This is a genomic window from Paraburkholderia sp. BGA-UO-ETr-F12 (assembly GCF_059567945.1).
In genome coordinates, this window is sequence record NZ_JCAQOZ010000067.1 from 206,536 (window position 1) to 227,841 (window position 21,306).

16 protein-coding genes are annotated in these 21,306 nt (G+C 59.8%); 5 read left to right on the plus strand and 11 right to left on the minus strand.

Annotated elements, in window-relative coordinates; translation table 11 throughout:
* Positions 1–17: 17 nt before the first annotated feature.
* Complete coding sequence (locus AC57B6_RS37430) at positions 18–3,464, minus strand: molybdopterin-dependent oxidoreductase (protein WP_496423316.1); 3,447 nt, start codon at positions 3,462–3,464, stop codon at positions 18–20.
* Between the two features lie 165 nt (positions 3,465–3,629).
* On the opposite strand from AC57B6_RS37430, the gene AC57B6_RS37435 reads away from it, so the two are divergent.
* Positions 3,630–4,541: a LysR family transcriptional regulator gene (locus tag AC57B6_RS37435; RefSeq protein ID WP_028195225.1), complete on the plus strand. Its 912-nt coding sequence runs from the start codon at positions 3,630–3,632 to the stop codon at positions 4,539–4,541.
* Positions 4,542–4,853: 312 nt separating this feature from the next.
* On the opposite strand, the gene AC57B6_RS37440 is transcribed toward AC57B6_RS37435, so the two are convergent.
* The 3 genes from AC57B6_RS37440 to AC57B6_RS37450 all read right to left on the minus strand — a co-directional run bounded on the left by AC57B6_RS37440 (position 4,854) and on the right by AC57B6_RS37450 (position 8,034).
* A complete protein-coding gene (locus AC57B6_RS37440) occupies positions 4,854–6,020 on the minus strand; it encodes a porin (RefSeq protein ID WP_496423230.1) in 1,167 nt (388 codons plus the stop codon).
* A 704-nt stretch (positions 6,021–6,724) separates the two neighbouring features.
* Entirely contained in the window at positions 6,725–7,072 is a 348-nt protein-coding gene (locus AC57B6_RS37445; protein WP_496423231.1) for a nuclear transport factor 2 family protein, read from the minus strand.
* Positions 7,073–7,290: 218 nt separating this feature from the next.
* Positions 7,291–8,034, minus strand: a complete 744-nt coding sequence (locus AC57B6_RS37450; RefSeq protein ID WP_496423232.1) for an SDR family NAD(P)-dependent oxidoreductase — start codon at positions 8,032–8,034, stop codon at positions 7,291–7,293.
* Positions 8,035–8,167: 133 nt separating this feature from the next.
* Here AC57B6_RS37450 and AC57B6_RS37455 point away from each other — a divergent pair, with 133 nt between their 5' ends.
* Positions 8,168–9,064, plus strand: a complete 897-nt coding sequence (locus AC57B6_RS37455) for an AraC family transcriptional regulator (protein WP_028195220.1) — start codon at positions 8,168–8,170, stop codon at positions 9,062–9,064.
* A gap of 864 nt (positions 9,065–9,928) precedes the next feature.
* Here AC57B6_RS37455 and AC57B6_RS37460 read toward each other — a convergent pair.
* The 5 genes from AC57B6_RS37460 to AC57B6_RS37480 form a co-directional block, all read right to left on the minus strand.
* Positions 9,929–11,104: a TIGR03118 family protein gene (locus AC57B6_RS37460; protein ID WP_028195218.1), complete on the minus strand. Its 1,176-nt coding sequence runs from the start codon at positions 11,102–11,104 to the stop codon at positions 9,929–9,931.
* Between the two features lie 726 nt (positions 11,105–11,830).
* Positions 11,831–12,712 (minus strand): NmrA family NAD(P)-binding protein, encoded by an 882-nt coding sequence (locus AC57B6_RS37465; RefSeq protein WP_406869291.1) that lies wholly within the window; start codon positions 12,710–12,712, stop codon positions 11,831–11,833.
* 68 nt (positions 12,713–12,780) lie between these two features.
* Positions 12,781–13,791, minus strand: coding sequence for an alpha/beta hydrolase (locus AC57B6_RS37470; protein ID WP_496423233.1), 1,011 nt, complete (start codon positions 13,789–13,791; stop codon positions 12,781–12,783).
* The gene (locus AC57B6_RS37475; protein ID WP_496423234.1) at positions 13,788–14,693 is read right to left on the minus strand and encodes an aldo/keto reductase; all 906 of its coding nucleotides are present in this window, start codon (positions 14,691–14,693) and stop codon (positions 13,788–13,790) included. The genes AC57B6_RS37470 and AC57B6_RS37475 overlap by 4 nt, the downstream gene beginning before the upstream one ends.
* Positions 14,694–14,786: 93 nt before the next feature.
* Entirely contained in the window at positions 14,787–15,887 is a 1,101-nt protein-coding gene (locus AC57B6_RS37480; RefSeq protein ID WP_183797490.1) for an alpha/beta fold hydrolase, read from the minus strand.
* A 267-nt stretch (positions 15,888–16,154) separates the two neighbouring features.
* On the opposite strand from AC57B6_RS37480, the gene AC57B6_RS37485 reads away from it, so the two are divergent.
* Positions 16,155–17,102: a GlxA family transcriptional regulator gene (locus tag AC57B6_RS37485; protein ID WP_028195214.1), complete on the plus strand. Its 948-nt coding sequence runs from the start codon at positions 16,155–16,157 to the stop codon at positions 17,100–17,102.
* A gap of 490 nt (positions 17,103–17,592) precedes the next feature.
* Here the strand turns inward: AC57B6_RS37485 and AC57B6_RS37490 are convergent, their stop codons facing one another.
* Both AC57B6_RS37490 and AC57B6_RS37495 read right to left on the minus strand, forming a co-directional pair.
* On the minus strand, positions 17,593–18,588 hold the full coding sequence (locus tag AC57B6_RS37490; protein WP_028195213.1) for an alpha/beta hydrolase: 996 nt from the start codon (positions 18,586–18,588) through the stop codon (positions 17,593–17,595).
* Between the two features lie 58 nt (positions 18,589–18,646).
* The gene (locus AC57B6_RS37495) at positions 18,647–18,961 is read right to left on the minus strand and encodes an EthD family reductase (protein WP_028195212.1); all 315 of its coding nucleotides are present in this window, start codon (positions 18,959–18,961) and stop codon (positions 18,647–18,649) included.
* A 176-nt stretch (positions 18,962–19,137) separates the two neighbouring features.
* On the opposite strand from AC57B6_RS37495, the gene AC57B6_RS37500 reads away from it, so the two are divergent.
* Together AC57B6_RS37500 and AC57B6_RS37505 are read left to right on the plus strand one after the other, a co-directional pair.
* Positions 19,138–19,989: a LysR family transcriptional regulator gene (locus AC57B6_RS37500; RefSeq protein ID WP_144195027.1), complete on the plus strand. Its 852-nt coding sequence runs from the start codon at positions 19,138–19,140 to the stop codon at positions 19,987–19,989.
* A gap of 368 nt (positions 19,990–20,357) precedes the next feature.
* Complete coding sequence (locus AC57B6_RS37505) at positions 20,358–21,269, plus strand: alpha/beta hydrolase (RefSeq protein ID WP_052660642.1); 912 nt, start codon at positions 20,358–20,360, stop codon at positions 21,267–21,269.
* The last annotated feature ends 37 nt before the right edge of the window (positions 21,270–21,306 follow it).

The following is a 21,306-nucleotide window of genomic DNA, read 5'->3' on the forward strand; positions in this document are numbered from 1 at the left end:
TGCTCCTCGTGAGTCGTTCACGCTTCAATGGAAATATCGGTGGCCGGGATCGCCTGGCAGGCGAGACACATATCGGCTTCGTCCGGCCCGTGCCCTGTCATATGCGACACCTTGCCCGCGAGGACCTTGACGGTACAGCTCTCACATTGCCCGACCCGGCAGCCGCTGGGCATGCTGATGCCGAGGCTCTCGCCGAAGCTGAGCAGGCTTCCCCGTTCGGGTGCCCATTCGGCCTTGATCCGCGATCGCCGGAATTCGACGGCAAAGCGCTGTGACGGATCGAGGGCCGGTTTTGAAGGAGACCGAAAGGCCTCGCTGAAGATATCGAACGGCGGCACGCCCCGCTCGACGAGGCCCGCCGTGATGGCGTTCATCATCGGCTCCGGGCCGCATAAATAGAATCGCGCGCGGCGCTGTATCAATGCGTCGTCCACGACGTCCGCAGTGAGGTAGCCCTGCATCTCGAAGTCGCGTCCGGGTACTTCGTCGCGCGGCTGGTTATAGCAATTTACGACTTTGAGCGTTGGCAACGCGCGCTGCAATTGCGCAATTCGATTCCGGAATGCATGAGTCGAGCTATTGAGATTCGCGTAAAAAAGTTGAGATTCGGGCGCTTGTGTGCCCAACTGTCCGATCGTTTCCAGCCACGAAATGAAGGGCGTTATTCCGATCCCACCCGCGAATATGACGACCGGTCGCTTCGATGTCGGCGGTACGATGAAGGTGCCGCTGGGGGCTTGCAGCAAGACCCTGTGTCCGACTGCCAACTCGCGATGAATATACGAGGACATGACGCCCTCGAACTGCTCGCCATCGGCACTTCGGCCCCGCTGATGACGCACGGAGATCGAGTAGGTCCGGCGATCGTTTTCAATCGCATGGCCAGTGAGCGAATAGGCACGCGTCGTTCCCCCTTCGCACAATTCCGGAATGTGGATCGTTACATGCTGTCCGGGCAGATAGTCGGGGAGCGGTCCACCGTCGGCTGCGCTGAACGTAACCGTGCGAACGCCTTCCGCTTCTCCGTGTACGGCCGACACGACAAAGTCCCGGAATCCTTGCCATGCCCGTCGCGCGGGATCGAACGACGGGTCGAGCGTGACGTCGCACGGCACGGCACGAAGCGGCGACGAACCGCTCAGCGGATCGACGCTGGCGCCGGACACGATGCTGTTGTAGTTACTGTTTGTGCTCCCCAGGGCCGCCGACGATTCCATGCCGATCTCGTCGCACGCCTGCCACCAGCCGTACTCCGCAACTACGACATCCGGCGCGAGTTCGGGGACCACTCGCGCACGAAATCGCGCGGTGCCGCTGGTACTGGCGACACGTATCCAATCACCCTCGACAATGCCCTTGGTGGCCGCCAGATCGGCGCTCAGTTCCGCGACGGGATACGGCGCGCGGCGACGAAGGCTTGGCAGGCCACGATGCTGGCTGTGGCAGTAGTAGCCGTTCTTGACGGAAGTGAGCGTATACGGAAAGCGTCGACGGTCGGCTGCGCGTGGTCCTTCTCCGCGGCTCGGCGGTACATACTGCGGGACGGCCGGATAGCCGTACCGACGCAGCTTCTCCGAATAGAACTCGACGCGGCGCGTTTCGGTCGCAAAGCCTCGCGGGCCATTCGGCGTCGTGCAGGCGTATTGCTTTTCCTGCTGCCTGAGCGGGCGGTAAATGCCCTCGGGATGTGAACGCAGGGTCGCGACGTCCAGGCCCAGCGGTTCGAGAACATGGTTCCATCCTTTCTCGACGTCGCCACCGAAGAATTGATCCCCCATCCCGAGCCTGACCGCCAGATCCAGCACGATGTCGTAGTCTGCCCGACTCTCCCCGCGGGGCGTCACCATCCGCTGCCGCAACTGGACCAATTCGACGGCCCGCTCATTGATCTCGAAGCCGAGACGCAGTCCTTCCCGTTCCCACGGCGTGTTGACCGGAAGGAGGATGTCCGCATAGCGGGCGGAAGGCGTTTCGAACAGGTCGCAATGAACATGAAAATCCAGCGCGCACAGCGCGTCGTGCGCCAATGCACTGTCTGCTTGCGACATCACCATGTTGGTGCCGAACGCGACAAGCGCGCGCACCCGGTACGGCTTCGCCTCGAGAATCGCCCGATAAACATCGCGTGCGGTCACCCATCCCTGGGCGGGCGGGCCGAGCGGTCGCTCGTCAAGTCCGAGTGCCTTTGTTCGTTGCTGAGGACTCAGCATGGCGTAGTTGCTGAGGGGGGTTGCCGGCTGTTTCGGCAACTCGCGATTTGAACCCCGCGTATCGAATGCGCCTGTCAGTGCGTACAGCGTAGCGATCGCCCGCTCTGTTTGCGTCGCGTTCGTGTGTTGTCCCACGCCGGACCACGCGTGATAGGCGATGCGCTGGCGTGGGCTGAGCATCGCCGCCGCGACTTCGATTGCCGAGGCGTCGACACCCGTGAGTTCGCTCACGTTTTCGGGCGTGTACTCAGACAGCGCGCTGCTGTACAACTCGAAAGCGGGCGTACACGCGACCTCTATTACGCGCCCCGTCAGATCGAATACGGAAACCTGATACGAGCCTGAAATCGAAAGATCGGACGGCGACGTGCGCGCCTCTTCTCCGACGAGTTCGAGTCGATTGAGCGCGCCATTCCAGACCGCGTATCGATTGTTCGACGACTCCGGATCGATGTCGCGTTCACGCAAAAAATGTCCGCTGTCACGACGAACCAGGAACGCGCCATTCGTCCACGCGCGGACAAATGTATCGTCGATATTTCCCGTCGCGATCATTTGCCGGGCAATGCCCATGGCAAGCGCGCCGTCCGTGCCTGGCTGCACGCGCAGCCAGACATCCGCTTCGCGCGCGAGCGCCGTGGGTCTCGGGTCCACGACAATCAGCCTGGCGCCGTTGCGACGACCCGCTGCAATGCTGTCCGCCTGGGCCAGCCACGTGTTGGCTGGATTCGTACCCCACAGCACGATGACGTCGGAATTCCGGTAATCGGCCATTGGCATGCCGCAGCCGAACGTAAACACGTGCGCGAAATCCTTGTGCCAGTTGCAGATCTCGGTTGCGTAGCAGATATTCGGACTTCCGAACGACCAGACGAATCGCTCCACCCAGTCGATACTGTCGCTCATCGGCGTACCGCTCGGGGTGGTCACGCCGAACACCACCGATTCGGCGCCGTTTTCCCGCTTGACGTGCGCGAGCGTGGTCGCGATCTCGTCAAGCGCCTCGTCCCAACTGATCCGTTTCCAGTGCGGGTCGGCCGCGCCTTTTGGGGCAGTGCGGCGCATCGGATACAACACCCGGTCGGGGCTGTGTACGAGTTCCGGCGCGGCCTTGCCTTTCATGCACATCGCGTTGCCGGTCGGGTGTGTAGTGTCGGGGCGCACCTTCAGCAACATGTCGCCGCGGACCGTGTTGATCGTGCCGCATCTTGACCGGCATAACGTGCAGTACCCCTTCTTCTCCTGCGTCTCCATCATCGTTCCACGGTTTTCTTTCATGACGGGATGCTATGCAGCCGAAATTGCCCTGCCTAATTCATATTTCAGGCCTCGCGATATATAATTTTTCAATACCTCGGATTGGTCGCCGGTTCGCACCGCCCGATTGCATGGCGCCACCTCTCAGCGGAGTACGCCAACGTGGCCACACACATCACGCTTCGCCAGATCGAGTACTTCATCTCGGTGGCCGATACCGGGCAGATTTCCCGATCCGCCAATCTCTGCGCCGTTTCGCAGTCGTCGATGACGATCGCGCTGAAGAATCTCGAAGACACCGTGGGGGTGCCGCTGCTGCAGCGCCACGCGAGGGGCGTCCGGCTGACCCGGGCCGGCGAGCGATTTCTTCGGCATGTGCAGAGCGCGAATGTGTCCATCGGGCGCGCTGTAGTCGCGGCGCAGGAGGAGCCTGAACAGATTTCGGGCCACGTTCGGGTCGGCGTCACGGAAACCGTCTCGGCTTACCTGATGCCGTCAATGCTGGCTACCGTCGCGCAACGCTTCGAGCACCTGAGCGTCGAGGTGATCGAAGACGCGCGCGAGGTTATCGAACAACGCCTCGTCGATAATCAGCTGGATATCGGTCTAATGCTTGTGTCCAATACGGCCGACGTGGACGAGCTGAAATATGAAACGATTCTGCGCTCCGTGCGCCGGCTTTGGACGCATCCGGATCACCCGTTGCAAGATGCACAGCAGGTCACGCTAGAGGATATTGCACAGGAGGACTACCTTTTGCTCGATATGGACGAGCATGTCCGCACTGTTCGGAAGTATTGGGGAAAGTACGGCCTCGAACCGCAGGTGCGTATACAGAGCAAGTCGATCGAAGCCGTGCGAAGCATGGTCGCGCTCGGGTTGGGCGTCACGATTCTTTCGGATCTCGTCTATCGTCCGTGGTCGCTCGAAGGGAACCGGATTATGAGGCGCGACCTCAGCATTCCGATCCCTACCATGGACGTCGGCGCCGTCTGGCACCGAAAGGGCATCCTGCCGACGCCAGCGAGGGTGCTATTAGATCTCTTCCGATCCTGGAAGAAGGCAATCCAATAGTCGACTCCGCCTGACGGGCACGGCGGACGTTCGTAATCACCTTCGCAGCCGTGGCTGCTGAGCGACCGTTCCGGCGGAAGAGCGGCATGCGACATCGGTACGCGAGCGGCCATACGGCTGTGGCCAAAAGTGCGCTTCTGTTCATGACCTGTCCCAATACGGCTAATTCGAATCGGGACAATGCAGCGTTCGTTGCCCATGAAAAAAACACCCCAAAGGTCGGACCAATGTCCAACTTTTGGGGTGCAATTCACTACCGGGACTTCTTGTCTGGGATAGTGCGTTCACTATCCCAGGCTTCTGCACCGGCGATTAGAACCGGTGGTAGATGCCAACGTTGGCTTGAACCTGGTTGCCGCCCGATGCGGTATTGCCGAAGTCCGCGGCCGAAGCCTGAGCACCCTGAGCATGAACGTAGGCACCCATCGCGTATACCGAGGTGAGCTTCGACAGTGCGTACGTAGTACCCAGCGACGCCTGGTTGATCGAAGCCATCGTGCGGCCCTTGGCGGCTTGCGCCTGCGTGGCTGCCGACCCGTAGACGTACGTGTACCCAGCAGCGAGCGACAGCGCCGGGGTTGCCTGGTACTGCAGAAGGGCGCCCACTACGTTGAAGTGGATCGACTGTTGGCCATCGTTACCCTGGTATTGCGCGTTCGAGTAGCGCAGGCCGGCCGTGTACGGACCAAACTCGTATTGGCCGGCGATTTGAGCGATGCCCGCGCTCTTGAACGCATTGCCACCGTAGTAACCCGAGCTCGGATAGCCCAGCGCACCACCGAACGACGGTTGTGCCGTTGCGTTCTGCCAGCCGTTCGCACCCTGGTTTGCCGCATGGAAGTAGCCGCCGGCGACCGTCAGACCGCCTTGAGCGTAGTCCGTAGCCACCGACCATGATTGACCCGAACCCGTAGCACCGGCAACGCCGCCGAACGAGTACGCGCCTTCAGCCTGGAAGCCGTAGAAAACCGGCGAAATGTACTTGATGGCGTTGTTCTGGTTCGTCGTGTTGTCGTTGTTGTCCACGTCGCCCGGGGTCGAGAACGTCGAAGCCGAAATGGCGTCGCCCGTCAGGCCTTGAACCATTTCCGTCACGGCATCGATCTGGCGACCGAGGCGGAGGGTACCGTACTGGTTCGAAGCGAGGCCTACGTAGGCCTGGCGATTGAACAGCGAACGCGAGGAGCCAATGGGGCCCTGGCCGCCGATGCCGCCGGTCGCAATGTTGAAACCATTTTCGAGCTTGAAGACCGCCTTGAGGCCGCCGCCGAGGTCTTCCTGACCCAGGAGGCCCCACTTGTTCGAACCTGAGGCACCGCCAACGAGGGCGTAGTCCGAGTGGCCGTTAACGTTCGAGGTGTAGCTGAGACCTGCGTCTAGCATGCCGTACAGGGTGACCGACGACTGTGCCATTGCTGCCGGGGATGCGGCGAGGGCGGCAACAGCGGTAACCGTTGCCTTGAAGGTGATGTTCTTCATCTTTAATTCAGTGTCCCTGAGTATCTTTTGGATGGTTTATTTATTACTGCGCGCCGGAGGATAAAGCATCTCCTGCAACCTTATGAAAGGAAAAAAGAGACTGTCGCGAAAACGTAACAAAGGGAGCAATGCATTGCGCGGCGGGCGGCCGCTTTCCGGTTGCCGCTGACGGTTGAATGTGCGGCCGAATCATTCTGCGATAGACGCTTGATGGCCGCGTCGGGCTCATGCGATTGGCATAGCGGGGCCCGGAGCCGTCATTTGAAAACCTGGATAGTGGGCATTCAAAGATGCGCCACAAACGTCACTTAAGCGCTCGCCGATTCGATATCCGTGCGACGCCTTGTTAGAGTAAGGGCGTGTGACGCCGCTAAGGTTGACTCGTCCAACAATCACTTCTTTTTGCTTGACGAGAAACTGATACGCCGCTGTCAGCGGATGCGTCGCGTTGCGCTGTCGCAATCGCTTGCCGCAGGGAGCTTAGATTGTCGTAGCTGATATCTCTTCCAAGGTCCAGATCGATGGGCGTGGCACTGCATAGTCGCAATAATTTTCTGTGATCTGAGTCGCAGTGTCGACCGACAATTCCTGTCCGAAGTGGGGCCGGCGACGGTCGGCTCAGTTCGACCCATCTCGGTCCTTCAGCACATCGTCCAACATGTGATTGCTTTCGATTGTGCCGCGGTCGTTAGTCCACGCTTCGCTCATTCGAGATCGGCGTCAATGCGTTCGATCAACCCGTAGGAGTTGACGGATATTTCCAGAAGGCCGATCTCGTGGCCAAAGTCCCCAGTAAAATCGACGCGAACGCGAGCACGGCTGTTGCCGAGGCGCTCGATGGACAGCAAGCGGGTCACGGTGTGATAGCCGATAAAGTATTGCTCGATATAGCGCCGAATGCCGGCATGCCCGTCGAAACGATGGCCTGTGGACGAATCGTCAATTACCGCATCCGGGGCAAAAAGGGGAAGCGCGCTTTCAACGTCGAACGCATTGGTTGCCGCGATCAAGGTGTCCGCAGCCTTGCACAGCTTGTCTGTCTGCTCGCTCATCGCATCAATCTCCGTGCTGTCAGCTTTTGTAGACGAATTCCAGGGTGCAGCCATCCATGTCCCTGATCTGAGCGGCGTAGTAGCGCGGAGCGGCGTGAAGCTGCGGCCCGGGGGGGCATGGATCTCTGCCGCGCCGATCTCCAATGCCTCGTAGAAGCCTTCGCGCGGTCGGTGTTGCAGACAGTGAGGAAGACGTGATCATTCATCGGTTTGCCCTTTCAAATGACGTAACCGCCGGCGACTTCGATGTTCTGGGCATTGATCCAGCCGCCATCCTCAGTCAGCAGCGAAGCAATCGCGCGTGCGACGTCTTCCGGTTCGCCTACGCGCCCGAGGGCGGTCTGCGAGCTAAGCAGCGCTTCGAACTCAGCGTTCAGACCTCCGCCGAGTTCCGTCCGAATGGGGCCAGGCGATACTGAGTTGACCCGGATGCCGCGTTCGCCGAACTCCTTGGCCATATAACGCGTCAGGACTTCCAGACCCCCCTTGAAAGTCGCATAGGGCGCAACGCCCGCAGTGGCCACCCGAGTGGTCGCGCTGGTCAGGTTGACGATGCTCGCTCCATTGCGCAGCAACGGCAGCAACGTTTGGGTAAGGAAGAAAGGGCCTTTCAGATGCACATTCATGAGCCCGTTGAACTCGGACTCAGTGACGGTTTCAATGGGGTTGTAAAGCCCGTAGCCGGCGTTGTTGACCAGGCCAGCCAGTCGAGTCGCCCCCCAAGTGGATGCCAGCACCTGCTCCACAGCGTTACGGAAAGCAGGAAAGCTGCTGACGTCGGCGACGTCCAGCGGCAGGGCGACGGCCTTGCCGCTTGCATCTTCGATCTTGCGAACCACGCCCTGCGCGGCATCCGGGTTGCGGTTGTAGGTGAGGATGGTCCCCAGTCCGCGCTGTGCGCATTCGAGGGCGGTACTGGCGCCTATGCCGCGACTGCCTCCCGTGATAACGACGATGTCCATGTGTGGCTCCATTGAAGTTCAATGGCGATACGATAGGTCTCTGCCGCTTTCGCGGCTCGCCTGATCCTCCCTCAATCCTGCCTATTTCTGCTTTTTGCTTGTCCCAAGGCAAGATTCGAAGTCCAATGGAGGTATGGAAGAACAATTAAGCGAACTTCGGAAGTTGGCCGCCCACGCGCAGAACCGTCGGACCGAGACAGGCATCCCCCGCGTGGCGATGGTGCGGGGGGCCGTGCCGGAGCACGAGCTGGCAGCTGTCTATGAACCCATGGTCAACCTGATCCTTCAAGGCTGCAAATCCATGACAGTCGGAGGTCAAACCCTGCACTACGATCCCGCCACGTATTTCGTCATGTCCGTCGATCTTCCTGCCGCCGGCATCGTGCGCAGCAGCGAATCGGGTGCCCCATATCTGGCGGTGAGCCTGACCCTCAACCCGGCACTGATTGCCGGCTTGCTCTCGGACCTGCCAAACGCTGCCGGGCCGGTTCGCGGAAACGCGGGGTTTTCGGTCGCCGCAGTGACAGCGGACCTCCTGGATGCATGGGTCCGCATGCTACGTTTGATGACGCATCCTGCCGATATTCCCGCGCTGGCACCGGCCTATGAACGCGAGATTCTCTACCGTGTACTGCAGGGGCCGATGGGCTGGATGTTGCATGACATTGCCACGCCGGATACCGCACTGTCGCGAATCAATCGAATCATCCAGCGTATCCGCCGGGATTACGCGCTCCCCCTGCGGATGCACGAACTCGCCGAAGAGGCGGCGATGAGCGTGTCGGCGTTTCACCGTCATTTCAAAGCTGTGACCGCGCTCAGCCCACTGCAGTATCAGAAACAGATTCGCCTGCTTCAGGCGCGCACACGCCTCATCACCGCCGGCCACAGTGTCACTACAGCGGCGCATGAAGTCGGCTACGAGAGTCCCACCCAGTTCAGTCGCGAATATGCTCGGGCGTTCGGATTGCCGCCTGCGAAGGACGCTGCTCGGATCATTGCAGGCTTGAGGTCCGGACTGCGACGCTAACCGGTTATTGCTACTGCAGCCAGCGGCACTCACCGAATACGGAGGATGCAATGCCTCTGGTCCAGAGAGCGGTCCGTTGACTGACAGCCCCCCTGCATCCCGATCTCCCTCGCGCACCGTCGCGGCGAGCTGCTGCTCGAGGCGTTGCTCGATCAGGGGCCACGGCAAACGGCATAACCGCCGTGCTGTCATCGAGCATCGCATAGCGCTCGCTGGCAAGTGCCACGTTGCGCCAGTAGATGCCCGGCATTGCAGCGGCGGGCGTCGCCATATTTCGATGCTCGTGGCCGTGGCCGTTGCCGGCGGCAATATCCTTGGCGACTTTCGGTACCCCATGCCTTGGCCACTGCACCACTGATATGCAGGCTGATCAAATGCTCGCCATCGTCACTCGCTACATGGACCAGCACCCTGCCGAATGGGACAGTGCCATGAACACTATCGTCTTCCGGGCCTTCGTTGAGGCCTGCAGATCCCTAGGCTATCCGCTATTTGTTCAATGATTCGCGGGTGGCTTCGGCGATCGGCACGTCGCGACCCAGAGGGGACTGCCGGCGCCTCGACGCATCTGCGGCTCTTCGCAAAGTAAAGCGGACGTTCGTCGCGAGTAGATTACAGGCGGGTCAACGGCCGTAGCGAACGCTCGCCGTTCGGACGCCGTCCAGCTCCACGGCATGAGCCAGTGAGCCGAATGGCTGGTCGATGCGAAAGCATCCCACACTGGAATATCAACCCGTTAGCGATCGAACCGCCAGTCGCGTCGCGCCTGCCCCGTAGCGTAGCCAGGTCTCAGGCGCGTCCCCTCGCAAAAAGTTGGGATCGCTCCCGCATCGAGAACGGCCACTGTCTATTGCGCGGTCAGTGCTACATCCCGACGCTCGTTCCTCCGCTCGTGCTTGTGCCAGTGCTCGCACCCGAGCCCGCATTCGTTCCAGAGCTCGACGTCGTATTCAAATCAATTCGTCCGTAGACGCCATTGGCTTCGTCGTTCGGCCCCGCCGCCAGGAACAGCGTATTGGAAGGCTGATTGTTGAGGTCGTTACCGAACGCGATGCCCCACACGCCATGTTCGACGATCGGACCACCGTTCGGTCCATTAAGCGGCCCCATCGACTGGCCGCTCGATGCATTGAACGCGTTGATCGTGCCGTCGCCGAAATTGCCGATCAGTATCGCGCCGCTCATCGAACCGAAGCTACCGGGTGCTTGCGCTATACCCCACGGCGCGTTCAGCGGTCCGCCCGTCGCGAAGCGCTGCTTCAAGTTGCCCGCCGTGTCGTACACATCGACCATGCCGAGTCCCGCACCCGCGACATCGTCGTGCCTCGCCGCATCCTGCATCGCGTAAGTGACGAAAAGATTCGAGCCGATCGCCTGAATTCCGAACGGCGCGAAGCCGGCCGGAATCGCCGGGTCCGTGAAGGCACCCGGCATCGCGACCTTGGTGAAGCTCGTATCGAAGATATCGATCTTGTTGTTATGGAAGTCCGTCGCGTAAAGGAAGTTGTTACCGTTCACCGTGGCGAGCGCGAGACCCTTGTACACGGCGCCGCCCGTTCCGTCGTCGTACATCACGAACGCATTGGTCGGTCCGACGGTGGGCGCCCAGGCAGTGATGGTGCCGCCTTCGCCCGCGAAGATGAAGGCAGCGACACCGGACTTGCCGTTTTCCGTGACGGTGAAGCTTTGTGTGCTGTTGAAGACGATGCCCGTGGGCGAAGCTGAACCGTTCTTGCCATCGGGTATCGTGACGACCAGCGATTGCGGCAGGCCGTTGCCGTCATAGAGCGTCGCAACATTGGTGCCGTTGTCCGCCACCCAAACAAAGCCTTTCGGATTGAAGGCGACGCCCCATGGGTTTTTCAGGTTAGCGTCAGTGTGCGCGCTAGACACCACGCCATCCGATACAAGGGGCGTCACAGTGAACGACGACCGCATAGGTGGGGTTGAATTATTGGAACCGGCGCCGCCGCATGATACGAGAGTGGCAATGGCCGCTCCGCATGCCAGGAGGCAGAACGTTTCGATAAGAGATTTCATGACCATACCCCTTGTTCGATTCAAAGACCGTAACGGTCATAGAACGAGGAGGACCCGGCGTTTATTCCCGCGACGAAGGGGTTATTTCGTGCGCGACTCCGTGCAATTGCAATGACTGAACTGGCTAGATAAAAGCGAATGGTGTGCAACGAACAACACGCGCGACTATTCCATTCGTCCGGTCGAAAAAGTTGTGAACGCGCGTGACGTGCTGCACGCCATCGACAAATAGCCGCAATGACGTTGCAGGATCGCCTTGCCGAGAGGACCCGCGATGCCGTCTGCGATGCATGCGGACGGAAAAGTTTCTGCATGACGGAGGCGGACTATCTCTTGTCGGCGGGGTTGTTGGTGTTGATATGGTGCTGGCACCAGTCCTGCCTCTATCTGCAGCATCGCCCACGGCGTCCGGAAACCGACGGGTTGACAGGTTCCCTGCGCCAAGGTGCGCTACCTCGTGCGGTGCCGACGCTCGAGCGTCCCCTGAGCCCGTGGGCGAATGGCCGGAGATGGCCGAACCGAGCCCGACCACGACCACGACCGGCTCAGGTCGACCCACAGGGGACAATTACGGCGCATGCCTTGACCGTCCGCTTCATGCGGGACTGCTGACAATGGATCAGCAACGATTGATGCCCGGCGGACCATCCGCCCAGACCAGATGTGCCCCGCCATTGTGAAACTGCGAATGTGTACCGCTCCTTCCACTCCAGTCGGTCGGTTTAGTTAGTTAAACAGAGACGCGTGCCGTCGAATAAAAGCCTCCACCGTCATAGGAGCCGTTCCAGTGAGGTCCACAACAAACGTATTCGTTCCTGCGAACACGCCATTCTGATAATCGACTGCGACAGACATCAGGTGCTGCGAGAACGTGTCGCTGAACTTTGCATCGCTGTCCAAGCGCTTCTTGAACAGTTCGAGGTCGATCGGCCGATATGTCACTTCGCGCCCCAGAGCTTTGCTCATTTCCGCAGCAATCTCGTGGTGATTCATCTCTACGGGGCCATGCAGCGGATATATCTTTCCTGAATGCGGGACAGGGTCTCTGAGGATAGCGGCAATAACACGACCTTGGTCTTCCGCCGCAATAGGCGCGTGTCGCCCCTCACCAAAGGGAAGTTGCAGCACACCATCCTTCCTGATGCTCGCCACCTGTCCGGGATAGGTCAGCCATTGCGCGAAGAAGGTAGGGCGAACATGTGTGACCGGCGTGCCAGACCAGTCAAAGATCCTCTCGGAAATCCAGTGGTCGCGTGCGGCGTGGCTCTTCGCCTCGCGACGCGCGGAAATCTGTGACATGTTGACGATTGCACGGATTCCCGTCTCGCGCGCAGCCTGCGCAAAGTAGGCGGTGGCCGAGACGCCACCTGCCTCGATAGGGAACACAAAATAGGCCGAATAGATTCCTTCAAGCGCAACGCAGACGTCGTCGATATCCGAAAGATTTCCAACGACTACCTCGACACCCCGCGCCTTTAGCCGCTCGGACCGGTGATCTTCCTTCCGGACCAATGTTCGCACTTGCTCACCCGCATCTAGTAGCGCATCTGTAGCCGCTCCGCCGGTATCGCCTGTCGCCCCGGCTACAAAGATTGTCCGATCAGTCATGCAACGTCTCCCAAAAAATCCTTCGAATTGGTGAGCATCCCTCTCGCAAATTTCCCCGACAGCTCGCGCTATAGCGCCTTCGCCTCTAGCCACGCACGGATCGACTCGACAAGCTCGGTTTTGCGCTCGAGTGGGAGCCAATGTCCAGCCGGAAGGTTCGCGACGGAAAGGTCCGTACAACTGCCACGCATGGGCTCTCCAAGCCGGCTGCGGTTGATGTCGCAGATCGCATCCCAATCGCCGTTCACGAACAGCACGGGTTGATGCAGACGCCCGTTGTCGGGTGCAGTTGAAGCGTAGGCGATGTTGGCTGAGTCGTTCAGGTACCACGCATTGGCTGGGTGGAATCCACTGCCGCGAAACGTCTGGACCAAAACATCGAAGTCAGCAAGTGGCCACATTGTCGGGTCAGGAGGCGTGGCCGGGGCGCGACGAGCCGAGCCATAGCGGCCTCCGTTATTTGTGATCAAGGCTGACGGAGAGACCATGCCGGCAGACGCAGGATTTCCTGGCCGGTAAAGTGACGCCAGCGCCGCTGGGATGTCTGCCTCGAAGTCGCTTACCGTCTGTTCAAAGTGGGTCAGGTAAAAGCGATAGTAATCCCACTGTCCATCGGGATGAAGGTGGAATGGGTATAGTTGTCGATCGACTAGCGGCAAAAGATTTGGCAGCGCGAAGCCTTCTGGGAAATATGGCACCGAAATCAGCACCTGGCCGCGACTGCGGCCGCTTTGCTGTGCGGCCAATGCCCCGACCACCGGGCTTCCCCAGTCATGCCCAATCCAGATTGCCGGACGCCCTCCCAGATGATCGTGGAGCTCGACCATGTCCTGAACGATCTCGCTCAGGGCGTAGGCTTCGGAAGCGGTCGGGCTCGATGAACCACCGTAGCCGCGCATGTCTGGCGCGACGCAACGCCAGCCTTCGGCCGAAAACGCCTCGAGCTGGGCGCGCCACATCAGGCCTATTTCCGGCCAGCCATGAATGAAAAGCATAAGCGGCCCATCGGCCGGGCCGCACTCCCAGTAATGTGTCGTGTGACGCGGCGATGTGAAGGTGCGCGCTCTCAGTTCAGTCATGGGTGGGTGGTCACCGGAAAGGTTTGAGGACTTACAAGTTCCGGGTCCGGGCCGCCACGTTCTCCGGTGTCGAGCGCGCTGATTGCCTGGACCTCGTTGGCCGCAAGCGCAAAGTTGAAAATATCGATGTTTTCGGCGATTCGTTCCGGACGCACGGATTTCGGAATCGGACAGGTGCCTAGCTGGATCTGCCAGCGCAAGACGATCTGTGCGGGACTCTTGCCGTACTTCGAGGCGAGTTGAACCACGCTCGGATGGGACAGCGGATCGAGCACATTCCCCGAAGTCTTTGCTTTCTCCCCGTCACGTTTGATACCGCCTATCGGAGACCAGGCCTGCGTGATGATTCCTAGCGCCTCGTCGGCTTCGCGAAGATCACTTTGAATGAAGAACGGGTGTACCTCTATCTGATTCACAGCCGGAATATGACCGGTTTGCTCGATGAGATTGCGCATATGACTGGCGCTGAAGTTGCACACGCCAATCGCCCGGACGCGCCCGTCCGCCAGAAGCTTCATCGAGGCTTTGTAGGAAGCTACCGTTTCATCAAAGGCCGAAGGGACAGGCCAATGAGTCAGATACAGATCCAGATAGTCGAGTTCAAGCTTGCGCAGACTTCTATCGAAGGCACGGAGCGTCTGGTCGTAACCGTAATCTGTCATCCACACCTTGGTCGTAACGAAAACGTCCTCGCGAGGTACGCCGGATGCGCGGATGCCCTCGCCCACTTGCTGCTCATTCATGTAGGCCGCAGCCGTATCGATAAGACGGTACCCGTGAGCAAGTGCGGACTGCACGGCAGCAACGGTCTTTTCCGGTTCACTGCGAAACACCCCGAGTCCAAAGCCAGGCATCTCGATTCCATTGTTCAACTTGATAGCAGGGCCTTTAAATGTCGCCATCGTCGATTCCAATTCAATTGAATGTCGTGTGCGCCGCTGTGTCTATTTGAACGAACGTAATTTGAATGGTCGCAGCAAGAGCGCAGGTTGATGTCACGCGGGGCTGACGGTCCGCAAAAACTTGACGAGCTGGTCATTGACCACGTCCGTGGCTTCGTGTTGTACCCAATGGCCCACGTTGTCGAGATCAAGGCTCCCCATGAGACCAGGAAGACCGGCACGCATCTGGGTCGCCGTAATCGGATAAAGCTCGTGCAATCCATCCGCTTTCCCCCAGATGAGAAATGAGGGTTGGCTGATCCTTGCGCCCTTCCATGGAGCGGACAGATAGAAATACGGTTCAGCGGCCCGGTAGTAATTCAAGCCGCCATGGAAGCCAGTGCGCTGAAATTCAGCGATGTTGTAAGCGACATAATCAGGCTCCGCCCACGACGGTATCGGTGTGGGCGCAGCGCGGTGGAGACTTCGGGCAGGATCCATGGGACTCCAACGCTTGTCGGCCGGAGCGGAACCTGAGGCCCAATACAGAATTCCGGGAATGGTGACCGAGGCGTCAGCCCAGATTTGATCAGCGTCAGGCCGGATCTGTTCGAACATATAAAAGCTGTTCTGGTGGTCCGATTTCCGCATGCGCTCAAATACGCTCACATCCCCACGCGGAACGTAGGGTACGCTCAGGCAGAACACCGCTGCAAATCGATCGGGACGCAGCAGCGCGGCGTTCCATGCATGGGTCGCCCCCCAGTCATGGCCCACCAGTACTGCACTGGAGATATTCAGCGAGTCGAGCAGCCCAATCAGGTCGCCTGTCGTGTGCAGCGGCGTGTACAACGCAGCGTCCGTGGGAGCCGAGCTGCGGCCATAGCCGCGCATGTCCGGAGCAATTGCCCGGTATCCGGCTGCCGATATCGCCTCCATCTGTCGGCGCCACGTATAGGACGTATCCGGGAATCCGTGAACAAAGAGAACGACCGGTCCATCACCTTGCTCGGTTACGTGCAAGGTGATGCCATTAGTGCTGATGTCATACTCCTTGAACGTATGACCTCCGCCGGTCGGGGGATTTTGCGCGTGCGCCCTGCGATCCAGTAGCAGACTTGCGCCCAATGCCGTCCCACTGGCGAGAAACGTGCGACGGTTAATAGAGGGTGGCGGTGTTGAAGCAGATGCAGGTGCGGTGATATTGCTATCCATAGAATAGTCTCGATTAGTCACGCGTCAGTTCGGAGGGACCCGCAAATAGTAGAAGCCCGGACCCGGTACGACGCGTCGTATATCCGACAATTCTGGCCATACTTGCGCAGGGACCTGCATGACGTCAGTATCGGCAGTTAGAATCGCAGGCCGTGTCAAACTGAGCCGCAAAGGCAGATACAGGCAGGACAATGGTTGGAACATCCGCGCACCTCGCCCGCATGTAGAAGCATGTTCGGCTACCGAACTTTCCCAAGAGGACCTGCCATGCTACGTATTGGCTATATCGTCGTCCCGAATTTCCAGGTGATGATCTTTGGTGGCCTGACAGTGTTTGAGATGGCAAACCGTCTGACGAAAGAACCGCAGTACGAAATACATCTGATATCCGAAAGCGGTGGGCCGGTCCAAAGCTCTCTCGGCTACTCCGTCATGACGGACCGTTTCGATGAGGGCAGCTTTGATACGGTGATCATTGGCGGCGTTATCGACGGCGTGTATGAGCCGAGCCCAGCATTGGTCGACTTTCTGAAGAGCGCGGTGAAAAACACTCGTCGCGTAGCCTCGATGTGCACGGGAGCATTCTTCCTGGCAGAAGCCGGCGTTCTTGACGATCGGCGCGCCACGACCCATTGGGCGCACGCACGCGCGTTGCAGACTGGTTACCCGAGAATCAATGTTGAAGAAGATCGCATCTTCATTGTCGATGGCCCCGTATGGACATCCGCGGGCATGACAGCGGGGACCGATCTGGCGATTTCCATGGTAGAACGCGACCTCGGCGTAAAGGTAGCCAGCACCATCGCCAAGCGGATGGTCATGTTCCACCGACGTGCCGGCGGACAGCTTCAACACTCGACATTGCTGGATCTCGATGCCAAAAGTGATCGAATCCAGACCGCGTTGGTATTCGCAAAGAGTAATTTGCACACTCAATTGACGGTCGACCGACTTGCCGAAGCCGCCAATTTGAGCGTGCGACAGTTCACCCGGGCGTTCCGTGAGGAGACAGGACAATCGCCCGCGAAGGCTGTGCAAAATTTGCGGCTGGAAGCAGCGCGACTCATGGTTGAGCAAGGCCGTTTGCCTATCGACGTTATTGCGCGAGAGACCGGTTTTGCTGATCCAGACAGGATGCGTCGTGCGTTTTTGCGGGCGTTCGGTCAGCCGCCTCAAGCTGTTCGGCGTGCTGCGCGGAGTCAGGCGAACGGCTAAGGCGTAACCGGGTGTCGTCGTCGCCTCAGCCGAGTTTCAGCATCGGGTCAAGCGAGGTCGTCGCCCGATATATGCGAACTCCGGTTTGGGAAAATGTGCTGATGTTTCCTGTCTCTGCACTGTGACGCACGTTTGGTTCGAATCAAGCAAAAGCGGGCCGTATTTCGAACCGTCGCGCCCCCTTTCTCGGCGCTGAGAAAGCGACCATGAACACCGTCGAACAAATGCGGCACCTTTGGTGTCGTTATCGGCCATTCGTATCCGACTGCGTGACTGTCGCTTGTTGGCCGGGTGCCGACTCATGCGCATCGCATATGGTGGCGCACATCGAGTTGAGGCGAGAGTCCGCGTGCGACCCAATGCAGTCTCTCAGACCACGCCGGCAAACGTCCGCGCCATGCGTTAATGTCCTCGCGGAGAGCGAGATGTTGACTGAGGCCGTTAGAGGAACTGGTTATGAACCAGGTCGTTGTTATGTTGAGCCTCTTGTTCAGTTGGGTTTTTCCGTGTTCTCGACCAGCCACCTCAACACCGGCACCAGTGCATCATCCGAGTTCTTTTCGTAGATGAGCCCGTGGCCGTTTCCGAACACACCGTGGTCGGGAAGATGCAACACTTCCGCCCGGCTGCCAGCCGCCTTCAGTTGCTCAATAGCGGGTCGACTGGCCGCGGCGAAGGCTGACGCTTCCGCGGTGACGGCGACGATCGGCAAACCGGCGAGCGCAGGCAGCCGGTGTGTGCCAGGAAGAGCCGCCCGCAGCTCTTCAGGCGTCGCGACGGGCGGCTCCCAGCTAAGCGGGGCCGCCGCGAGGCCCCACGCGAGCGACCCGATATTGGGAATATGTGCGAATGGCGGGCCCATCGGCTCAACGGCGACGATCCCTTTAACCAGCCCGGGCCGGCGGTCTGCTACAAGCCAACCAACTGGTCCCGACGCTGAGTGCGTCAGGAGGATCGCCGGACCGATCCTGTCCAGCAGCTTTGCGATCCTGTCCGCCTCCATGTCCTCGGAAAACGCGAGGTCTGCAGGAAGCGGCCCATAGCCGGCAATGAACTCGTCCATCGCTGCCTCGTCGTCCCGGGCAAATGGCCATTGGGTGTGTTGAGATTCATATTTTGTCGGGAAGTAGATGTCGCGGCCGTGCTCATAGGAGAACCCGGGCCCCATTGGCCCCATCGTCTCGACGTGGTACGGCGATCGTCCTTGTCCAGGACGATCGACCACCAGCACCGCGTAGCCCGCTTCCACCAGACGTTGTGCCCAGCCCGGACGGCCATCCGGCGTGTCAAACCACTCGGTTCCCTGGTAGCCACCGCCATGCACGAGCACAATCGGCCAAGGGCGCGTGACCTCCTCCGGCGCCTCCCACTCAACGAAAAGCGGTCCGCATTGGTGGGTCTGTCCGTCTCGTTCGATGCGGTCGCCCGAAATCCACATATGTCCGCGACGCACGGTGCGGAGGGCAGAATTTTTCCAGAAGGCCAAGTTGTTTCTCCAGTGTTTGCAAGTGAGAGGCGTGTAGCGCCAATATGGAATTGCCTCCTCAGAGCGAAGTGAGGCGCAAGCGTGTGGGTGCGAGGTCCGTAAAACTCGGCACGTCGGCCATGACCTCCTGGGTTTCCGGAGATCCGAAGGCGGTTGCAATAGCCGCCTCGTCCCGAAAGCGGCATTCGCAGATCACAAGCGTGCCGACATGCGTCAACGGCGGAAAGAAAGCCGCGATGCTCTCAAGGCCGTAGCGCTGCCACGCCTGCGTCACCAGCGGCAGGTGACGCTCGATGTAATAGCTCCGATCAAAACGGTCGTCTGGCGCACCTTGGTAGGTGACGTACACAGTCGGCGATTCAGGTTGCGACATGAAAATCTCCCTTTTGCCAATGTTTCCCGAGCTGTCCCGGCCCGGCATCTGGAACCCCAATCAGGCTAGCCACGAGGGCGTTTTGACGTAGGACGGAGCGAAGTTTCGCGCATTCACCATTGTTCGGCAATCCAATATAATGAACAATCGTCGTTCATTTTTGTGGGTGGTGGATATTGGAGTGGAGCGACGTCCGGATTTTCCTTGCCGTAGCGCGCACTGGAACATTGGGCGCGGCTGCACGGCTGTTGCACCTTAGCCATCCAACCATTGGACGACGGCTTCGCGCGCTGGAAGATGCCACCGGACAAGTGCTGTTTCAGCGAACAACTGAGGGTTTTGTGCTGACGGAGGAGGGCACCGCGATCCTGCCTCTCGCCGAGCAGATGGAAGACAGCGCGCTAACCATGGAGCGGCGGCTAGCCGGTGAACAGCAACAACTGGAAGGAACGCTCAGGGTGTCATCGGCCGACTGGTTTGGCGCCTATGTCCTGCCACCCGTGATCGTTGAATACTCGCGCGAGTATCCGCATGTTGAGATCGAGGTCCTTACGGGAACACGCCTGTTCAACCTCGCGCAGCGTGAAGCGGACGTTGCCTTCCGTATTGTTCCGTTCGAAGGGCCGGACATCGTGCAGAGACGGTTGACCCAGATGCGATATGGCGTCTACGTGGATCACGCGAGCGCCGATCCGACGGAAGGTGACGGCACGGGGAACCGTTTAATTGCAATGGATACGTCGACGGGCAGCTTTCCTGATATCGAATGGCTAAAAAACCGGTTTCCAAACGCTGGCGTCGTATTGCAGTCGAACAACCGTAATGTGCAAGCTCAGATGTGTGGGATAGGTTTGGGCATTGCTGTACTGCCGCGGCCTGTTGGAGATCAGATCGGTACAATTCGCAGGCTCGAGCTTAGCGAAGAGCCACCGCATCGCGAGATGTGGATGGGCTATCACCGCGATCTAAGGCGGTTACACCGCCTGCGCGCATTCGTGGATATTGTCATCGAACACCTGGCCAATTAGGTACACCCACGTTCTCGGTCATGTCAGCATCGTCGTGAATCGCGGCGTTGACCGCGGGTTTTGCAAGAGGCTCGAACGGCGCCAATGACCCAAGGTCTCCCTGATCGCGCCGGTCTGGTTCACGGGGCGCGCCGATCCGATGGGGGCATACCGCAATCGCCCGTTGACGAATCTCGCTGCCATCGCTGGAATGGCGGCTGTACTGGCATTGAATGTCTTGCTGTTGCTGCAGACGGCGGGGATGTCGTTATGACCTGGGGCTAAGACGAAATCGCAACGAGCGGGACATTCCCCCCTGTTTCTGCATCCGTCGGCAAGCGACGCACGTAGATAGCCCTGGACACATCACCGGACCAATCCGATCGCTTATGCCTCGACGCCTGCTCACGTTGGCCGCCACGCTGGCGTTCACCGCCCTCGGCGGCTGCAGCGGAACCGCCGCGCTCAACGCCGCGGTACCGCATCACACGTTCCGCGCCAGCACCGCCATTTCCTACGGCGACGCCCCCCGGCAAAAACTCGACGTGTACCAACCCGACGACACAAGCGCCACGGCGGCTTCTCGCGGACGGCCCGTGGTGGTGTTCTTCTATGGCGGGAGCTGGCAGAACGGCGCGCGCAGCGACTATCTGTTCGTCGGTCAGGCGCTGACTTCGCGTGGCTTCGTTGCCGTGCTGCCCGACTATCGAACCTATCCGGACACCCGGTTCCCCGGCTTCATGGAAGACGCCGCTGCTGCAGTGCGCTGGGCACGCGACCACGCCGCTGAATACGGCGGCGATCCGTCGCGGATTTTCCTGATGGGACATTCGGCGGGCGCGCATATCGTCGCTTTGCTGGCCACCGACGGTCATTACCTCGCCGCGCAACATATGAGCAAACGCGACATCAGCGGCGTGATCGGTCTCGCGGGACCCTACGACTTCCTGCCGCTTACCGATCCGGTCTTGAAGGACGTGTTTCCGGCCTCGCTGCGTGCGGCGAGCCAGCCGATCAACTTCGTGAGCGGCGACGAGCCGCCGATGTTCCTCGCCGCCGGCAAGCGCGATAGCACGGTAGACCCCGGCAATACCGACCGGCTGGCCGCGAAACTGCGGGCAGCGGGCGATAACGTCGAAGTGAAGCACTATCCGTTTATCGGGCATGTGCTGCTGGTGGCGTCCCTCGCTGCCCCGCTGCGAGTATTCGCGCCTGTACTGGCAGACAGCGCTAAATTTATCGATGCCCAAGTGGGCAGGCAGCAAACCGTATCACGTGAGGACGCCGTCGAATCGCCTTAGGCAGGGGCGTCTGCCCGCGATCCCTATCTGCTGCCCC